Consider the following 15,684-nt stretch of genomic DNA (forward strand, 5'->3'; position numbering starts at 1 on the left):
TATTATTCCACCGTCACAGACTTCGCCAAGTTACGTGGCTGATCGACATCAGTTCCACGTAATACAGCAACATGGTATGAAAGTAATTGCACAGGAACGCTGTATACGATAGGAGCGAGTAATGCGCTCACACTCGGTACAAAGACCACATGTTGACGCTCTTTGGCTTTAATCCCACTATTTTCATCAGCGAAAACAAATAACTCACCGCCACGTGCTTGGACTTCTTCCATATTTGATTTGAGTTTATCCAGCATGTCATCTTTCGGTGCTAGAATCACAACAGGCATGTCGTTATCCACTAAAGCCAATGGACCATGTTTAAGTTCACCGGCAGCATAACCTTCTGCATGAATATATGAAATTTCTTTGAGTTTTAAAGCACCTTCAAGTGCGATAGGGAACTCAGTACCACGGCCTAAGAATAAGCAGTGATTCTTTTCAACAAAAAGCTCAGATAAACGCAAAATTTCTGCATTGTTTTGCAGCGTATCTAAAATCACCTTAGGCGTATGCCACAAGTCTGCAATAATTTCAGCAATTTGAGTTTCAGAAATGGTCTGCTTAATTTGCCCCATTTTTAGAACTAAAAGCATGAGTGCTGCAAGCTGCGTAGTAAATGCTTTGGTTGAAGCCACACCAATTTCAGGGCCTGCAAGAGTCAACAAGCTGTAGTTGGTTTCACGGACCATTGAAGACGTCGCAACGTTACAAATAGTCATGGTGGTAATGTCTAAGCCTTTAGCAGCAGCACGCTTTTGTGTATCACGCAGTGCAGCTAAAGTATCGGCTGTTTCACCTGATTGAGAAATACACACATAGAGGGTGTTATTCACAATCACAGGCGAGCGGTAACGGAACTCACTGGCAATTTCAACTTGGCAAGGTACATCAATCAGTTGTTCAAACCAATATTTGGCAATCATACCAGCGTGGTAACTGGTACCGCAGGCAATGATTTGCACTTGTTGAATTTTAGTAAAAGCATCAGTCGCATTGATTAAGAAATCATCACGTAGTGCATTGCCATTTAATGCCTGAGAGATCGTTTGCTTAATCGCTTCAGGTTGCTCATAAATTTCTTTGAGCATGTAATGCTTGTATTCACCTTTCGATGCGTTACTTACCGTTGCATCTAGCTCTTTAATTGGGCGGTTCACGAGTTGACCATCAACAAATACTTCAATGGTATTACGGGTTAAACGCGCAATATCACCTTCTTCAAGGTAAATGAAGCGATTGGTAATTGGAAGTAGTGCCAATTGGTCAGAGCTAATAAAGTTTTCACCAATACCTACACCAATCACAAGTGGTGAACCTTCACGTACTGTGATTAATTCATCAGGATGATCTGTGTGTACGATACCCAGTGCATAAGCGCCTTTGAGTTGAGGAACAACTTGCTTTACCGCTTCCAATAAACTTGGTGTTGATTTCAATGCATCATTGACCAAATGCGCAACAACTTCAGTATCTGTTTGTGAGGTAAATACATAGCCTAAAGCTTCAAGATCGTCTTTAAGCTCTTGATAGTTTTCAATAATACCGTTATGAACAACAGCAACTGTGCCAGAAATATGTGGATGGGCATTATTCTCTGTTGGCTTACCATGCGTTGCCCAGCGTGTATGTGCAATCCCTACAGAACCTGTAATGTCAGCTTCTTCTACAGCTTGCTCTAAATTTGCAACTTTACCAACACGACGTTCGCGAAGGACGTGACCTTTATTGATCAGTGCTAATCCTGCTGAATCATAACCACGGTATTCAAGGCGTTTTAAACCTTCTACTAAAATATTGGTAATACTACGTTCTGCAACGCCACCGACGATACCACACATAATTTTATCCTCTTATTTCTTCAATTTTTGGGGACGTTGATAGTTTTCTTTGGCAAATTGCTTAGAACGTTCTACCGCAAGACTATTTTCTGCTACGTCACGGGTAATGGTTGAGCCAGCACCGACGGTCGCACCATTGGCAATGTGTACAGGGGCAATCAATGAGCTGTTTGAGCCAATAAAGGCATTGTCACCAATGATGGTTTTAAATTTATTGGCGCCATCATAGTTACAGGTAATGGTTCCCGCACCAATATTTGATCCAGCACCCACTTCAGCATCACCTAAGTAGGTGAAGTGATTGGCTTTAGAGCCTAAGCCAATGCTTGAATTTTTTACTTCAACAAAATTGCCGATATGTACGTCATTGGCAAGTTTGGCACCTGGGCGTAAACGTGAGAATGGGCCAATTTGCGTATTTTCACCCACAATAGCACTGTCAAATACACTATACGGTTGAACTTTAGTGCCTGCGGCAATTTGCGTGTTTTTTATTACACAACCAGCGCCGATTTCGACATTGTCACCGAGCTCACAATTACCTTCAATGATCACATTAATGTCAATGCGAACATCTTGACCTGCTTTTAATGTGCCACGTAAGTCAAAACGAGCAGGGTCGATGAGGTGAACGCCTTGTTGCATCAGTTGTGTGGCTTGGAAATTTTGAAATTCACGCTCTAATGCTGCTAATTGTACGCGGTCATTCACACCTTCGACTTCGAATGCACGCTCTGGTTCTACAGATGCAACTTCGAGACCATCAGCAATCGCCATGGCAACGATATCGGTCAGGTAATATTCACCTTGCGCATTATTATTGCTCAATTTTGGCAGCCATTCATGCAATTTGGCATTGCTCACTGCATAAATACCGGTATTAAACTCTTTGATTTTACGTTGTTCTTCAGAAGCATCTTTATGTTCAACAATGGCTTGAATCTTACCATTTTCACGCACAATGCGCCCGTAACCTGTCGCATCAGCAACCGTTAAGGTCACTAAGCCAATACCTGTTTGAGTAGATGCATTGAGTAGTTTTTGTAAAGTATCTTCACTAATGCATGGAACATCACCAGATAAAATCAGTGATACACCTGTTTTAGCCAAAACGGGCAGGGTTACTTTCACTGCGTGACCTGTTCCCAATTGTTCAGCTTGTTCAACCCATTTTATATTTTCATGGGCAAATGCTTTTTGTACTTGATCACCGCCATGCCCATAGATGGTAATTATTTCTGCTGCTTGTAGTTTTTTTGCAGTGTGAATGACATGGCCGAGTAAAGGTTGTCCTGCAAGTGGTTGTAATACTTTGGGTAAATTTGAACGCATACGTGTTCCTTTACCTGCAGCAAGAATAATAACGCTCGTAGACATTTTAAATCCTAGGTGTTTCTATTACATAGACAAAATATAAAAATAAATACAGATGCAAAGCGCAGCCCAAAGGCCCGCAATAATATCGTCAAACATGATGCCAAAACCGCCACCCACTTGACGATCAATGACACGAATAGGCCAAGGCTTCCATACATCGAATAAACGGAATAGGGCAAAACCAATCAGTGCCCAAGTCCAGTTCATTTGTCCGAGGTATAAAACGGGAAGGAAAGTAATAGACTGTCCTGCAAACTCGTCCCAGACAATGCGCCCATCGTCATGCACGCCCATGACTTTCGCGGTTTGACCACAAATAAATATGCCGACAATTGACATGATGATCATGACAATAATGGAGTTGATAAATCCAATTGCAAGCCAACCAGGAATAAACAATAAAGCAAACGCAGAGCCAAATGTTCCCGGTGCTTTGGGAGCAAGACCAGAACCAAAGCCCACACCACAGAATGCGATTATTCTGTTGGCCCAAGACATTTGTTTGAAGTTAATGGCTGGTTTATGCAAAATGCTGATATCCCTGAAATTTTAGTATATGGTCAGTGCCGTAGTTTTTGTAACGCAGCCCGAGTGGCTCAGTAATTTGACCAATTTTATGAATGTTTACATCTAATTCTAGTTGCAGAAGTTTTTGATAATTCTGCGGGCTTATTGTAAAGCATAACTCATAGTCATCACCACCCGCGAGTGCATACTGCCATTGGGATTCTTGTTGTAATTGTTTTACATGGTCGTCGATAGGAAGTTGATCTAACTCGATTTCTGCACCCACTTTAGAGGCATGCAAAATATGCCCTAAGTCCTGAGCCAAGCCGTCAGAGACATCGATCATGCTATGAGCTAAGCCTTTGAGCTGTTGACCAAGTTGGCAACGTGGTGTTGGATAATCTAAACGCTTTTGCAGTGGGTGTCCTAAATGCTGTAATCCATATGCAGCATCGCCAACTTGACCGCTGACACAAATGAAATCACCAACTTGAGCGCCTGAGCGGGTTACTGCTTTGCCTATATCGACCCAGCCTAATGCTGTGACAGAAATCGTCAGATGAGGACTTTGAGTGGTATCCCCACCGATTAAACTCACACCAAATTGATCGCAACAATCATATAAACCCTGACTAAAGCCTTTGAGCCATTCATGATCAATTTGGGGTAGGCTTAATGCCAGTAAAATACTATGCGGTTTGGCGCCCATTGCAGCAATGTCAGATAAATTGACGGCAACAGATTTCCAACCAATGGCATGTGGGTTGGTGTCGAGAGGAAAATGACGTCCAGCAACGAGAGTATCGGCACAGATGACCAATTGTTGCTGTGGAGGAGGGGTGAGCAAGGCTGAGTCATCACCGACTCCTAAATCGACAGCACTGCTGCTGTGACGATTAAAATAGGTATCAATGATAGAGAACTCAGCCATACAACGTACTACTTAATAAATTAATTAGCTTGTTGCTTTTCTGCTGCACGCAATGTAGTCGCTAAACGATCCAATACACCATTGATGTACTTATGGCTGTCTGCACCGCCAAAATGTTTAGCTAACTCGATCGCTTCATCGAGTACGACACGGTAAGGAATCTCAAGGTGTTCTTTGAGTTCATACGCGCCTAAACGAAGGGTTGCAAGTTCAACGCCATCTAAGGCTTCAACTTCGCGATCGAGTACAGGGATTAAAAGCGCATCCAATGCTTCATGATTGGCAACAACCTCGGTCAATAACTCGTGGTAATAGCCGAGATCTACCTTGTGCATGGCATTTTCCACACGCGTACGTGCTTCAATCTCATGCACAGGATTGCGGCTCATTTGCCATTCATAAATTCCTTGTACAGCAAAGCGACGTGCTTTACGTTTTGCTGCATAAGTTGCTTGAAGTGTTTGCGACATAGCGTTAAATAGCCTTTAACAAGTTAACCATTTCAATAGCAGTCAAGGCAGCTTCACTACCTTTATTACCTGCTTTTGTACCCGAGCGTTCAATCGCTTGTTCAATACTATCCGTAGTCAATACACCATTAATTACTGGTAAGCCAGTGTCTAGACCAACAACGCCTAAACCTTTGGCACATTCGCCAGCAACAAAATCGAAGTGAGGCGTGCTACCACGAATCACTGCGCCAAGCGCGATGATGGCATCGAAACGATCTGAAGCTGCAAGTTTCTTTGCAACCACTGGAAGTTCCCAAGCACCTGGTGCATGAACAACAGTGATATTATCCTCTGATACGCCATGACGTTTCAATGTATCAACGGCACCTTCTAGCAAATGTTCAACAACAAAGCTATTAAAACGACCAACTAAAATCGCATAACGGTCTTCGTTCGCGAGATGTAACATACCTTCAATACGGCGAACTGCCATAGCAACCTCGATTATTTCTCTGATGTTTGATTTGCGGTGATGTATTCCACCACTTCTAAGTTAAAACCTGATAATGCATTAAAGCGTAATGGCGAGCTAAGAAGCTTCATTTTTTCCACGCCTAAATCACGTAAAATTTGTGCGCCGACACCAATGGTTTGATACTGCTGAGACAGTGCCGCATTGGATTTAACATTTTTCGGTGCAGTTAAATTTTCTAAAGCAGGGCCTAAGTCCTGTAAATGACGCTGACCAATCCACACTAAAACACCACGATCGCTGGATGCGATTTCTTTGAGTGCTTTATCGAGATTCCACGCCGGAGCGCCATCTTGTTTATTCAGTTTTAATAAGTCACGAACTGGGCTGAAACCATGCACACGAACTGTGGTTACCCCTTGTTTCGGTTCGCCTTTAACCAGTGCTAAATGAATATCTGGATTACCAATTTCACGGTAACGGAACAATTCAAATGTACCGTATTCTGTATCTAGTGTTTGCTGGTCTAGACGTTCAACCGTTTGTTCATTGGTCATGCGGTAGTGAATCAGATCTGCAATGGTCCCCATTTTTAAGCCATGCTTTTCAGCAAACACTTCAAGGTCTGGGCGACGCGCCATAGTGCCGTCTTCATTGATGATTTCACAAATCACAGATGCGGGTTCTAGGCCGGCTAAACGCGATAAATCACAGCCTGCTTCAGTATGACCTGCACGGTGTAGTACACCACCTGGCTGCGCCATAAGCGGGAAAATATGGCCTGGCTGAACAATATCAGCAGGTTTTGCATGTGCTGCAACAGCAGTTTGAATGGTATGTGCACGTTCAGCAGGAGAAATACCAGTTGAAATGCCATTTGCTGCTTCAATCGACAATGTGAAGTTTGTACCGTGCTGTGCACCGTTTGCATCGACCATTAAAGGTAAATTTAACTGCTGGCAACGCTCTTTACTTAAGGTTAAGCATACAAGACCACGCGCATGCGTAATCATGAAGTTGATATCTTCAGGGCGTACGTGGGTCGCAGCGATGACAAGGTCGCCTTCATTTTCACGATCTTCATCATCCATCAGGATGACCATTTTACCTGCACGAATATCAGCTACGAGCTCTTCAACAGTATTGAGCGGCATCAATCTTCACCTTTTTGTTTGTCTCGAATGACATTTACTTGCATTGATTGTTGCATAGTCTAACGTTTTTTTGCGTCCTTTGCCTATGCTTATGAGTTTCCTTTACTGGCTCATTGTTATACACAGTCGTCAGAACCTTGAAAAGAGGATTTTATTTGAATTGTGCCATTTATGCTGAATCTTTAAACACTTGAAAAGCATAAAAATGGGTAAGCTTATACAGATTTTAAATAATTCAAATGAAAGAGATGAGCAGTCTGTCGGAAAACTGTCGGTCTTTAACTCCATGAACTGTCACATAAAAATGAATCACGTTGATACGGCGGGATGACTGTCTAAATATTGCCGAATAATCATCTTATTGGCGTCTAAAATAGTTTTTTGCAAATGTGGATCTGCAGCTGCTCGCGCAATTAAAATTGCACCAGCAAGTTGGCAAATTATGGCCCAAGCGAGTTCTTCGCTACCGAGATGCTGACTAAATAAAGCGTGACCACGCAGTAATTCAGTTTCATATATCAACTTAGTGTCCTGATCTGCACGCGCTACTTCACTCGCAAGCGTGGGGAGTGAACAACCTTGCTCGGGATGCTGAACATGTACAGGGGTTAAATAGCGGTCAAGCTCAAATTCAATCCAATCCTGCGCATTATCATGTGGATTGTTTTGCCACATATCAAAACTGTGTTGTAACTCATGTTCAATTAAGGCTTTAAGTAGCTCTTGTTTAGACGAAAAATGTGAGTAAAAGGCACCACTGGTGACGCCGGCGGCTTTCATGAATCCATCCACACCTGTTGCGGCAAAGCCGTCTTTTTTCGCAATTTGTCCGCTGATGGTTAAAAGTTCTTGGCGTTTTTTTTGTTTGTATTCGGGTTTGTAGCGCATCTGCAACACCCTTGAAAATAAGATTGACGATAAATTAACCATAACATAGTATTCGTTATAGTAACGATCGTTATTCAATAAAATTGATCGCCCATGGAATATAAAAACTATCCAGCACGAGGAGATCGTCATGGGAAATAATCATATATCTAAGCCTGCCAAAGGTGTGGCATTGATCATTGGTGCAGGAGATGCCACCGGTGGTGAAATTGCCAAACGCTTTGCTTGTGGTGGTTATACCGCATGTATGACGCGGCGTAATGTCGACAAATTACAGCCCTTAATTGCTGAAATTCAAGCACAGGGAGGGACTGCTTTTGGCTTTGGTTCGGATGCTCGAAAAGAAGAGCAAGTGATTGAACTCATCGAGCACATTGAATCAAACATTGGCCCGATTGAGGTTATGGTCTTTAATATTGGTGCCAACGTCCCTTGTAGTATTTTGGAAGAAACCGCACGTAAATATTTCAAAATATGGGAGATGGCATGTTTCTCGGCTTTTTTAACTGGTCGGGAAGTGGCAAAACGCATGGTGACTCGTGAATCTGGCACGATCATTTTTACTGGTGCGACGGCAGGGGTTCGTGGTGCCGCAGGCTTTGCCGCTTTTGCTGGCGCAAAACATGCGCTTCGTGCCTTGGCACAAAGTATGGCGCGTGAACTTGGGCCTAGAAATATTCATGTGGCGCATGTGGTGGTTGATGGGGCGATTGATACCGACTTTATTAAAGATACTTTTCCCGATTTGTACGCAAAAAAAGAGCAAGATGGTATTTTAAATCCAGTACATATTGCGGAAAATTATTGGCATCTCTCACAGCAACCACGAGATGCATGGACGCATGAATTAGATCTGCGACCGTGGATGGAACGCTGGTAAGCACTGATTTAAAAATATTAGGAAAAACAAGCAAAAAAAGGACGAAAAAAATGAAAGTCATTGAATTTTATTTTGATGTCGGCAGCCCATATAGCTACATTGGATTTCACCGTATTCAGCACATTGCTAAGCAATATCAGGCAGAGATTATCTGGAAACCGATGTTATTGGGTGGGGTGTTTAAAGCCACAGGCAATAGTAGCCCGATGGCTGTGCCTGCCAAGGCACGCTATTCCATGCGGGATCTTAAGCGCTGGTCAGATCTATGGCAGATTCCCGTGCAAATGAATCCGTATTTTCCGATCAATACTTTGAAGTTGATGCGTTTGATTACCGCAGTCCAATTATTTGAGCCTGAAGTATTTCTCAATGTACTGACGGGTATTTTTAACGCAATGTTTGGTCAGCCACGCAATTTAAATGATCTCAATGAATTAATTCAATTGATGCAGGATCTTGGATTGGATGTGGTGCAAGTTAAATCATGGCTTGAAGATGAAAAAGTCAAATCTGAGCTGAAAGTGGTGACCGAAGAAGCCATTGAACGAGGTGTTTTTGGCGCACCGAGTTGGTTTGTGAATGATGAATTGTATTGGGGTGTTGATCATTTACATTTTGTTGAGGCGGCTTTACAGGCTTCATCACGATCAGCCTAATTGGACGAATACTTGAGTGAATGCTACTGAATATGAGCACCAGTTTTAGGGCGGGAATGGGAATGCAGAAGTCATTGTAGATGTAAGTGGAATTATAGAATGGATCATGGCTGATTGTCTTACTTACATCTACTTTTACTCAGCTTTCATTTGTATTGAGTCTTATTTTTGGGGTACTAACTTAAAAAACTTAAGCTTTATTCCGTATATAAATAATGCTGACATTTGGTGCAATTTACGGTGCATGAATCGCTTGCATAAATACCTTTACGAAAGAATCGTTTATTGCCGCAAAAGATACAGATAAATTCATCTTTATGATTTTTAGCGCTTGGTAGCTCTTGGTAAACGAGTCTTAATCCATTGTCTTTATAACGATAATTTCGACCATAAATTTGTTTAGCAAGCCAATAGTCCAAACTTGTAAATTTTATGGCAATACAACTGATGATACAAAAAGGAAATAGCCATATAGATCCAAATGCTTTGGAAACAGACGCCCAACCTGAAAATACACTTGTGAAAGTAAAAAACATGACCGCGAAAGCACCAAAGAAGAAAAGATAGAATACTTTGCTTTGGAAAGAGCTTAATTTGTTTAAGTATTTGAGATGATGTTCATAGGTCGAAATATCATCTTGGTTGGGCACAAATGCGGGATAACGTGCTTGCTTAGGTTTGTCTGACACTTGATCACCAAATGAATGACCACAGGCACTACAAAAGTGATGTTGTACTAATGCTTTTTCTCCACAGGAGACACAATATTTCATAGCTATTTAAATATTTTTAATTAATAAAGTTATTTGTTTAGCAAGCATAAGAAAATTTGCAGCTTTTTAAAAGAAATTTTAATGAATTCTTTGAAGAGGCTTCTAACAAAAAAGCGAACCGAAGTTCGCTTTTTATCTCATGTATTGTTCAACCCTGCTTAGAAGAAGCCCATTGGTTTGGTGTCATAGCTCACCAACAAGTTTTTGGTTTGTTGATAATGATCAAGCATCATTTTGTGGTTTTCCCGGCCGATCCCTGATTTTTTGTAGCCACCGAATGCTGCGTGTGCAGGGTAGATATGATAACAGTTGGTCCATACACGACCTGCCTGAATAGCACGACCCGCACGATATGAAGTATGCGCTGAACGCGACCAAACCCCTGCACCTAGACCATAAATCGTGTCATTGGCAATTTTAATGGCATCATCAAAGTCTTTAAAGGTTGCTACTGAAAGCACAGGGCCGAAGATTTCCTCTTGGAAAATCTTCATGTCATTGGTGCCTTTGAAAATGGTTGGTTCAATATAGAAACCTGTACCGACTTCATTGCGTGGATCACCACCAGTAATGAGCTGTGCACCTTCATTTTTACCTGTAGCGATACAACCTAAAATTTTGTCTTGCTGCTCTTGCGATGCCTGTGCACCAATCATGGTATCGGTATCGAGTGGATGACCCGTCTTAATACGTTTCACACGTTCTACTGCCATTTCCAAGAATCGATCAGCAATGCTTTCCTGTACCAAAGCACGTGAAGGACAGGTACAGATTTCACCTTGGTTGAGCGCAAACATGGCAAAACCTTCGAGTGTTTTATCTAAGAACTCATCGTCTTTGTCCATGATGTCTTCAAAGAAGATATTTGGTGATTTTCCACCAAGTTCTAAAGTCACAGGAATGATATTTTCAGTCGCATATTGCATGATCATTTGACCGACAGCGGTTGAACCTGTGAAGGCGATTTTTGAGATGCGTGGATTGGTCGCCAATGGACGACCGACTTCAACACCATAACCATTCACAATATTCAGCACGCCCGGTGGGAGTAGGTCTTGAATGAGTTCAGCCAAGACCAAGATGCTGACAGGCGTTTGCTCCGCAGGTTTCAACACGATGCAGTTTCCCGCAGCCAATGCTGGAGCAAGTTTCCATGCAGCCATCAAGATTGGGAAATTCCACGGAATAATTTGACCGACCACACCAAGTGGTTCATGGAAATGGTAAGCAATAGTATTTTCATCAATTTCAGAAATGCCGCCTTCTTGGGCACGGATACAGCCGGCAAAATAACGGAAGTGATCGATACAAAGTGGAATATCAGCGGCTAAGGTTTCACGAATCGGTTTACCGTTGTCCCAGGTTTCTGCGACCGCAAGGAGCTCTAGGTTTTCTTCAAGTCGATCGGCAATTTTTAATAAAATATTTGAGCGTGTGGTTGGGGAAGAGGCGTTCCATTGGGCTTTGGCTTTATGCGCTGCATCCAAAGCCAATTCAATATCTTCAGCAGAAGAACGTGGCACTTTGGTAAAAACTTTACCGTCTACAGGGGAGATATTTTCAAAGTATTCACCTTTCACTGGCGCGACCCATTGGCCACCAATCAGGTTTTCATACTGAGCTTTAAACTGAACTTTTGAACCGGGTTGATTAGGATCGACATAACGCATATGAATTTTCCTTTGCTTGTTTATTATGATCTTGTTGGGCTGCCTATCTGTGGCAATCTACAGCTTTGGTATAAGGTACTTTTGTACATTATTTGATTAGCATAGCCTGTATAAGGTTAGAAAAAGGTTGGAGACAAGAAGGTTTACAATATTTTTTTTCAGTCTTAAAAACAAAAGCCGGGAAACGGATTTTTAGTCATGAATTGTTGTGAGAATAATGAATGATGATACAGAAGGATTTATCTGAAAAACGACAGAATGTCGAACGGTTAAGGCAGGGCATGAGTCTGTCAAAGCAGCAAACTTCGCAATTGAATGAGAGCATTGCAAGCTCTTGGCAGCGATCGGCGCAGGCTGAAATTCCGGAAAACCGGAGTGCTGCGCCTTTGGTGAATTTAAGTCCTCAGAGTCAACAGCAGTCGGCATTGCATCACGCGTTGCAACATTGTGCCGAAGATTTAAAACACATTGCCGAACAGTCGTCGATGGTACTTGCCGTGGGCGATGTAGGTAGCACGATTATTTGGAGTGCGTCGAGTCGGCAAATGCAAAGTGCTGCGGAAAGTGTACATTTTATTGCAGGTGGGCAATGGCGCGAAGAATTGGTCGGCACCAATGCATTAGCGTTGTCTTTAAAAACCCAACAGTCGAGTTGTGTGTTTTCAAATGAACATTACATGCCATCAGTACATGAATGGGTCTGCTATGCAGCACCGATTATCGATCCACATACGCAGCAAATTTTGGGCGTGGTTGATTTATCCACCGTGTGGAAAAACCACAATAGTTTAGGGCTACTTGCGGCTGAACGCTGCGCTTCGATTATTCAATCGGCTTTACTCGATTTTCAAAAACAGCATTTGTATATTCGGGCCTTTGCTGTGCCGAAAGTGTTATTTAATGGCAAAGTGATGGTGCTGACCCCGCGGCAAATAGAAATTTTGACCATCTTGGCGCTATGTCCGCAAGGCATGACCCTAGATACTTTGCATCAAGCCTTATATGGTGAACGCAAGGTAAGTGTTGGGACTTTAAAAGCGGAAATGTCGCAGCTTCGTGATATTTTGGGCGGTATGTTAGGCTCACGTCCCTATCGTTTATTGGCACAAGTCGAAGCCGATTTTTTGCAAGTTGAGCAAGCTTTAGATGCAGGTTATATCGATTCGGCCTTAAAACTGTGTTCAGGGGTTTTCTTGGCTAAAACTGAAAGCCCATTTTTAGGGGCATGGCGTGATTGTCTTGAGTCACGATTGAGCCAAGCGATTTTTAATGCCAAAGAAACGGATGTTCTACTCAAACATGTCGCGCGTTTCCCTGAAGCTATCGATGCGGTTGAACGCCTGATTGAGCTGATGCCGAGATCACATCCCGTACATCAGACTTTGTTGAAACTAAAACAGTAATTTGCAATGTGATTCAGGCTATTAAAGACCTTTATTGGCCAGCCATTGAAAGAGCTGGGTATAGACTTGTTCTCGCGCGGTTTTTTCCGAAAGTACTAAATCATGCAAGCCATTTTGGATACTTTGAATGGTGACATCGCCTTGAATTTTTTTGGCATATTTTTGGATATCTTTTACACCCAAAATCACATCACTGGTCTGCGCTGCTTTACCCCATTTTTTGGGATTTTTAGTTTGATGTGAATGCATCACTAATACCGGTACATCAATCGTCACACCTTGATGAATTTCCTTTTGAGCCTCATAAATTGTCCGTACAAAACTTAAATACACCATTGGATAGCGGGTCTTTTTCCAGTCTAAATTGAAGTTCCATTCACCCTTGAGTTCATGGTGTAAGCTGGCGGTGTACCATTTATTTAGTTCACTTGGGAATTTTAAATTGGGAAAAGTCTTTGCCAATTTACTCAGCTGTGGAATAGCCAGTGCGCGTTTCACTGGATTCATGTTGAAATCATAAAATGGGCTGTTAACCCAAAGGGCTTGAATTAAAGGATGATTTGGATGATGGGCTGCATACAAAGTGGTGGTTAAGCCACCGGTAGAATGACCACAGAGCAGCAAGGCATCATGACCTTCATCAGCAATGATCGTTAGGGCTTGATCTATTTCGGCATCGTATTCAGACAGTGCATGCACATTATAGTATTTTTGATGCGGGCGGATTGAGCGACCATATTTTCTTAAATCTAAGGCATAAAAGTCGAAACCGTGCTGATTGAAGCGTTCCGCCATTTCGGTTTGGAAAAAATAATCGATAAAACCATGGATATAGAGCACCGCTTTGGAGGTAGGAGCCGTGGCTTTTTTGCGAACCAGTGTGGCAACCACAGGGCCTTCATAATCATCAGGGAAGGTCAGCGTGGCTTGTTCATAGCCTGCGCCCAAAATGTCAGGCTGATACTGAATATGTGAATGGCTCATTATTATACTCATTAATATTATTGGACATTATGCTTTATCCTTGATGAGCCATGAGCTTTTGTCAAATGAATAATCGATGCTGATTTACGAACTAAAAAAAGAGTGACCTCAGTATGAAAGCGACCAATCTATAGTCGCTTTCCTGAAATAAAAGGTGAAATGGATTCAGTTGAGCCTACATTACCAGACTCAAAGGATAATGTAGGCACTTGGGTCACTTAAACATGAAGACCTATTGGGCTTAACTTAAACGGCTGCTTTGAAGTCGACCACAGAGGCATTGGCCTTAAGCGCTGCCTTGAAAATATCAACCACTTGAGCATGAGTCGCTTTACGTGGGTTGGTGAGCATACAGGCATCTTTTTGCGCATTTTCAGACATGATGCTGAGGTCTTGTTCTTTCACACCAAGTTCAGAAAGGCTCGATGGAATACCAATGGATGCTGAAAGTTCACGAATTGCGGCAATTGCTGCATAAGCTGCTTCAGTTACAGTAAGACCGTCAGTTGGTACACCCATGAGCTGCGCGATACGTGCATAGCGGTCAGGGCAGGCAATCAGGTTAAATTCGCAAACGTGTGGTAACAGCACGGCATTACATACGCCATGCGGCAAATTGTAGAAGCCGCCGAGTTGGTGCGCCATCGCGTGGACATAACCTAAAGATGCATTGTTAAATGCCATCCCTGCTAAGTACTGTGCATAGCTCATCGCATCACGCGCTTCTAAGTTTTCGCCATTGGCGACGGCAGGGCTGAGCCATTCACTGATCATGCTGATGGCTTTTTCTGCACAAGCATCGGTAATAGGATTGGCTGCTGTAGAAACATAAGCTTCGACCGCATGCGTTAACGCATCCATACCGGTTGCTGCAGTGAGCGCCGCAGGTTTCGCAATCATCAGTTTCGGGTCATCAATGGCGATAAGAGGGGTACAACGCCAATCGACAATCGCCATTTTAACGTGGGTGTCGGTATTGGTAATAATACAGAAACGGGTCATTTCTGATGCCGTACCTGCGGTGGTATTAATCGCAATGAGTGGAGTCATTGGAACTGTACTTTTATCGATGCCTTCATAGTCACGAATATGACCACCACCGGCAGTGACTAAGCCAATGCCTTTGGCACAGTCATGAGAAGAGCCGCCACCGAGAGAGACAATAAAATCACAGCCATTGTCATTATAGGCATCTACACCGCTATGCACGTTGATGTCAGTTGGGTTGGGTTCTGCGCCCGGGAAGATGTGACTTTCTACGCCAGCTTCAGTTAAATATGAGGCAATGGTGTCTGCCACACCAAATTTGTATAGACCGGCATCGGTCACGATGAGCGCTTTCTTTGCGCCAAGATTTTGCGCCTTTGCACCAATTTCTTTAGCGCAGCCGGGACCAAAAAGTGAAACACAAGGGATGTAAAAACCGTTTGTTTGATCTGCAATATTTTTAAAAGCCATGGTGCGATTCCTTCTACCATTCATTGTCATTTGTTATGGGTGATACTCACCTAAACTGAGTATTGCGAGGGATGTTTTAAATTCACACCTACCAAAGACCTACCAAATTTAGGGCTTTGTATTGAAATTATTTAATTGATTGAAATTTAATCATTAATTATTTTTGCTATTTTCTGAGATTCGCTAAAAGTCGTATACGTTTAAGCCAAAATAGGCGTTGCGATGATTGGATGCATGA

Annotated in this window: 15 protein-coding genes; 3 read left to right on the forward strand and 12 right to left on the reverse strand. The window is 42.7% G+C overall.

From position 1 onward, the window contains the following. Positions 1-2 precede the first annotated feature (2 nt). The 8 genes from glmS to FTU75_RS15105 form a co-directional block, all read right to left on the reverse strand. Positions 3-1,841, reverse strand: a complete 1,839-nt coding sequence (gene glmS / locus FTU75_RS15070) for a glutamine--fructose-6-phosphate transaminase (isomerizing) (protein ID WP_180116310.1) — start codon at positions 1,839-1,841, stop codon at positions 3-5. Between the two features lie 12 nt (positions 1,842-1,853). Then, entirely contained in the window at positions 1,854-3,218 is a 1,365-nt protein-coding gene (gene glmU / locus FTU75_RS15075) for a bifunctional UDP-N-acetylglucosamine diphosphorylase/glucosamine-1-phosphate N-acetyltransferase GlmU (protein ID WP_180116311.1), read from the reverse strand. A gap of 21 nt (positions 3,219-3,239) precedes the next feature. Beyond that, complete coding sequence (locus tag FTU75_RS15080) at positions 3,240-3,716, reverse strand: phosphatidylglycerophosphatase A (RefSeq protein ID WP_180056358.1); 477 nt, start codon at positions 3,714-3,716, stop codon at positions 3,240-3,242. A 22-nt stretch (positions 3,717-3,738) separates the two neighbouring features. Beyond that, positions 3,739-4,656, reverse strand: a complete 918-nt coding sequence (gene thiL, locus FTU75_RS15085; RefSeq protein ID WP_180079920.1) for a thiamine-phosphate kinase — start codon at positions 4,654-4,656, stop codon at positions 3,739-3,741. A gap of 20 nt (positions 4,657-4,676) precedes the next feature. Next, on the reverse strand, positions 4,677-5,126 hold the full coding sequence (gene nusB / locus FTU75_RS15090; protein WP_067765594.1) for a transcription antitermination factor NusB: 450 nt from the start codon (positions 5,124-5,126) through the stop codon (positions 4,677-4,679). Positions 5,127-5,130: 4 nt separating this feature from the next. Then, entirely contained in the window at positions 5,131-5,601 is a 471-nt protein-coding gene (gene ribE / locus FTU75_RS15095; RefSeq protein WP_067765591.1) for a 6,7-dimethyl-8-ribityllumazine synthase, read from the reverse strand. 11 nt (positions 5,602-5,612) lie between these two features. Further along, entirely contained in the window at positions 5,613-6,734 is a 1,122-nt protein-coding gene (ribBA, locus tag FTU75_RS15100) for a bifunctional 3,4-dihydroxy-2-butanone-4-phosphate synthase/GTP cyclohydrolase II (protein WP_067765588.1), read from the reverse strand. 309 nt (positions 6,735-7,043) lie between these two features. Further along, positions 7,044-7,622: a TetR/AcrR family transcriptional regulator gene (locus FTU75_RS15105; protein WP_180116313.1), complete on the reverse strand. Its 579-nt coding sequence runs from the start codon at positions 7,620-7,622 to the stop codon at positions 7,044-7,046. Positions 7,623-7,752: 130 nt separating this feature from the next. Between FTU75_RS15105 and FTU75_RS15110 the strand changes: the two genes are divergently transcribed. Together FTU75_RS15110 and FTU75_RS15115 are read left to right on the forward strand one after the other, a co-directional pair. Next, positions 7,753-8,502: an SDR family oxidoreductase gene (locus tag FTU75_RS15110; RefSeq protein ID WP_180116315.1), complete on the forward strand. Its 750-nt coding sequence runs from the start codon at positions 7,753-7,755 to the stop codon at positions 8,500-8,502. A 50-nt stretch (positions 8,503-8,552) separates the two neighbouring features. Then, complete coding sequence (locus tag FTU75_RS15115) at positions 8,553-9,158, forward strand: 2-hydroxychromene-2-carboxylate isomerase (protein WP_180116317.1); 606 nt, start codon at positions 8,553-8,555, stop codon at positions 9,156-9,158. Positions 9,159-9,355: 197 nt separating this feature from the next. On the opposite strand, the gene FTU75_RS15120 is transcribed toward FTU75_RS15115, so the two are convergent. Together FTU75_RS15120 and FTU75_RS15125 are read right to left on the reverse strand one after the other, a co-directional pair. Next, a complete protein-coding gene (locus tag FTU75_RS15120; protein WP_180116319.1) occupies positions 9,356-9,847 on the reverse strand; it encodes a hypothetical protein in 492 nt (163 codons plus the stop codon). A 242-nt stretch (positions 9,848-10,089) separates the two neighbouring features. After that, on the reverse strand, positions 10,090-11,601 hold the full coding sequence (locus FTU75_RS15125) for an aldehyde dehydrogenase family protein (RefSeq protein ID WP_078194071.1): 1,512 nt from the start codon (positions 11,599-11,601) through the stop codon (positions 10,090-10,092). Positions 11,602-11,822: 221 nt separating this feature from the next. Between FTU75_RS15125 and FTU75_RS15130 the strand changes: the two genes are divergently transcribed. Continuing rightward, positions 11,823-13,004, forward strand: a complete 1,182-nt coding sequence (locus tag FTU75_RS15130; protein WP_180116321.1) for a transcriptional regulator — start codon at positions 11,823-11,825, stop codon at positions 13,002-13,004. A gap of 21 nt (positions 13,005-13,025) precedes the next feature. Here FTU75_RS15130 and FTU75_RS15135 read toward each other — a convergent pair whose 3' ends face one another. Then, positions 13,026-13,988 carry an alpha/beta hydrolase gene (locus tag FTU75_RS15135; protein WP_180116323.1) on the reverse strand — a complete coding sequence of 321 codons (963 nt, stop codon included), beginning with the start codon at positions 13,986-13,988 and terminating at the stop codon, positions 13,026-13,028. A 246-nt stretch (positions 13,989-14,234) separates the two neighbouring features. Further along, positions 14,235-15,446: an iron-containing alcohol dehydrogenase gene (locus FTU75_RS15140; RefSeq protein WP_180116324.1), complete on the reverse strand. Its 1,212-nt coding sequence runs from the start codon at positions 15,444-15,446 to the stop codon at positions 14,235-14,237. Between the last annotated feature and the right edge of the window lie 238 nt (positions 15,447-15,684).

It is taken from the genome of Acinetobacter sp. YH12140, from assembly GCF_013418475.1.
Taxonomy (GTDB): Bacteria; Pseudomonadota; Gammaproteobacteria; order Pseudomonadales; family Moraxellaceae; genus Acinetobacter; species Acinetobacter amyesii.

What these genes read in the sequence shown, in the direction of transcription:
- thiL (WP_180079920.1), bottom strand. Translation starts at nt 4,656, where the DNA reads ATGGCTGAGTTCTCTATCATTGATACCTATTTTAATCGTCACAGCAGC.
- glmS (WP_180116310.1), bottom strand. Translation starts at nt 1,841, where the DNA reads ATGTGTGGTATCGTCGGTGGCGTTGCAGAACGTAGTATTACCAATATT.
- ribBA (WP_067765588.1), bottom strand. Translation starts at nt 6,734, where the DNA reads ATGCCGCTCAATACTGTTGAAGAGCTCGTAGCTGATATTCGTGCAGGT.
- nusB (WP_067765594.1), bottom strand. Translation starts at nt 5,126, where the DNA reads ATGTCGCAAACACTTCAAGCAACTTATGCAGCAAAACGTAAAGCACGT.
- glmU (WP_180116311.1), bottom strand. Translation starts at nt 3,218, where the DNA reads ATGTCTACGAGCGTTATTATTCTTGCTGCAGGTAAAGGAACACGTATG.
- FTU75_RS15080 (WP_180056358.1), bottom strand. Translation starts at nt 3,716, where the DNA reads ATGTCTTGGGCCAACAGAATAATCGCATTCTGTGGTGTGGGCTTTGGT.
- FTU75_RS15105 (WP_180116313.1), bottom strand. Translation starts at nt 7,622, where the DNA reads ATGCGCTACAAACCCGAATACAAACAAAAAAAACGCCAAGAACTTTTA.
- FTU75_RS15125 (WP_078194071.1), bottom strand. Translation starts at nt 11,601, where the DNA reads ATGCGTTATGTCGATCCTAATCAACCCGGTTCAAAAGTTCAGTTTAAA.
- FTU75_RS15110 (WP_180116315.1), top strand. Translation starts at nt 7,753, where the DNA reads ATGGGAAATAATCATATATCTAAGCCTGCCAAAGGTGTGGCATTGATC.
- FTU75_RS15140 (WP_180116324.1), bottom strand. Translation starts at nt 15,446, where the DNA reads ATGGCTTTTAAAAATATTGCAGATCAAACAAACGGTTTTTACATCCCT.
- FTU75_RS15135 (WP_180116323.1), bottom strand. Translation starts at nt 13,988, where the DNA reads ATGAGCCATTCACATATTCAGTATCAGCCTGACATTTTGGGCGCAGGC.
- ribE (WP_067765591.1), bottom strand. Translation starts at nt 5,601, where the DNA reads ATGGCAGTTCGCCGTATTGAAGGTATGTTACATCTCGCGAACGAAGAC.
- FTU75_RS15115 (WP_180116317.1), top strand. Translation starts at nt 8,553, where the DNA reads ATGAAAGTCATTGAATTTTATTTTGATGTCGGCAGCCCATATAGCTAC.
- FTU75_RS15130 (WP_180116321.1), top strand. Translation starts at nt 11,823, where the DNA reads ATGATGATACAGAAGGATTTATCTGAAAAACGACAGAATGTCGAACGG.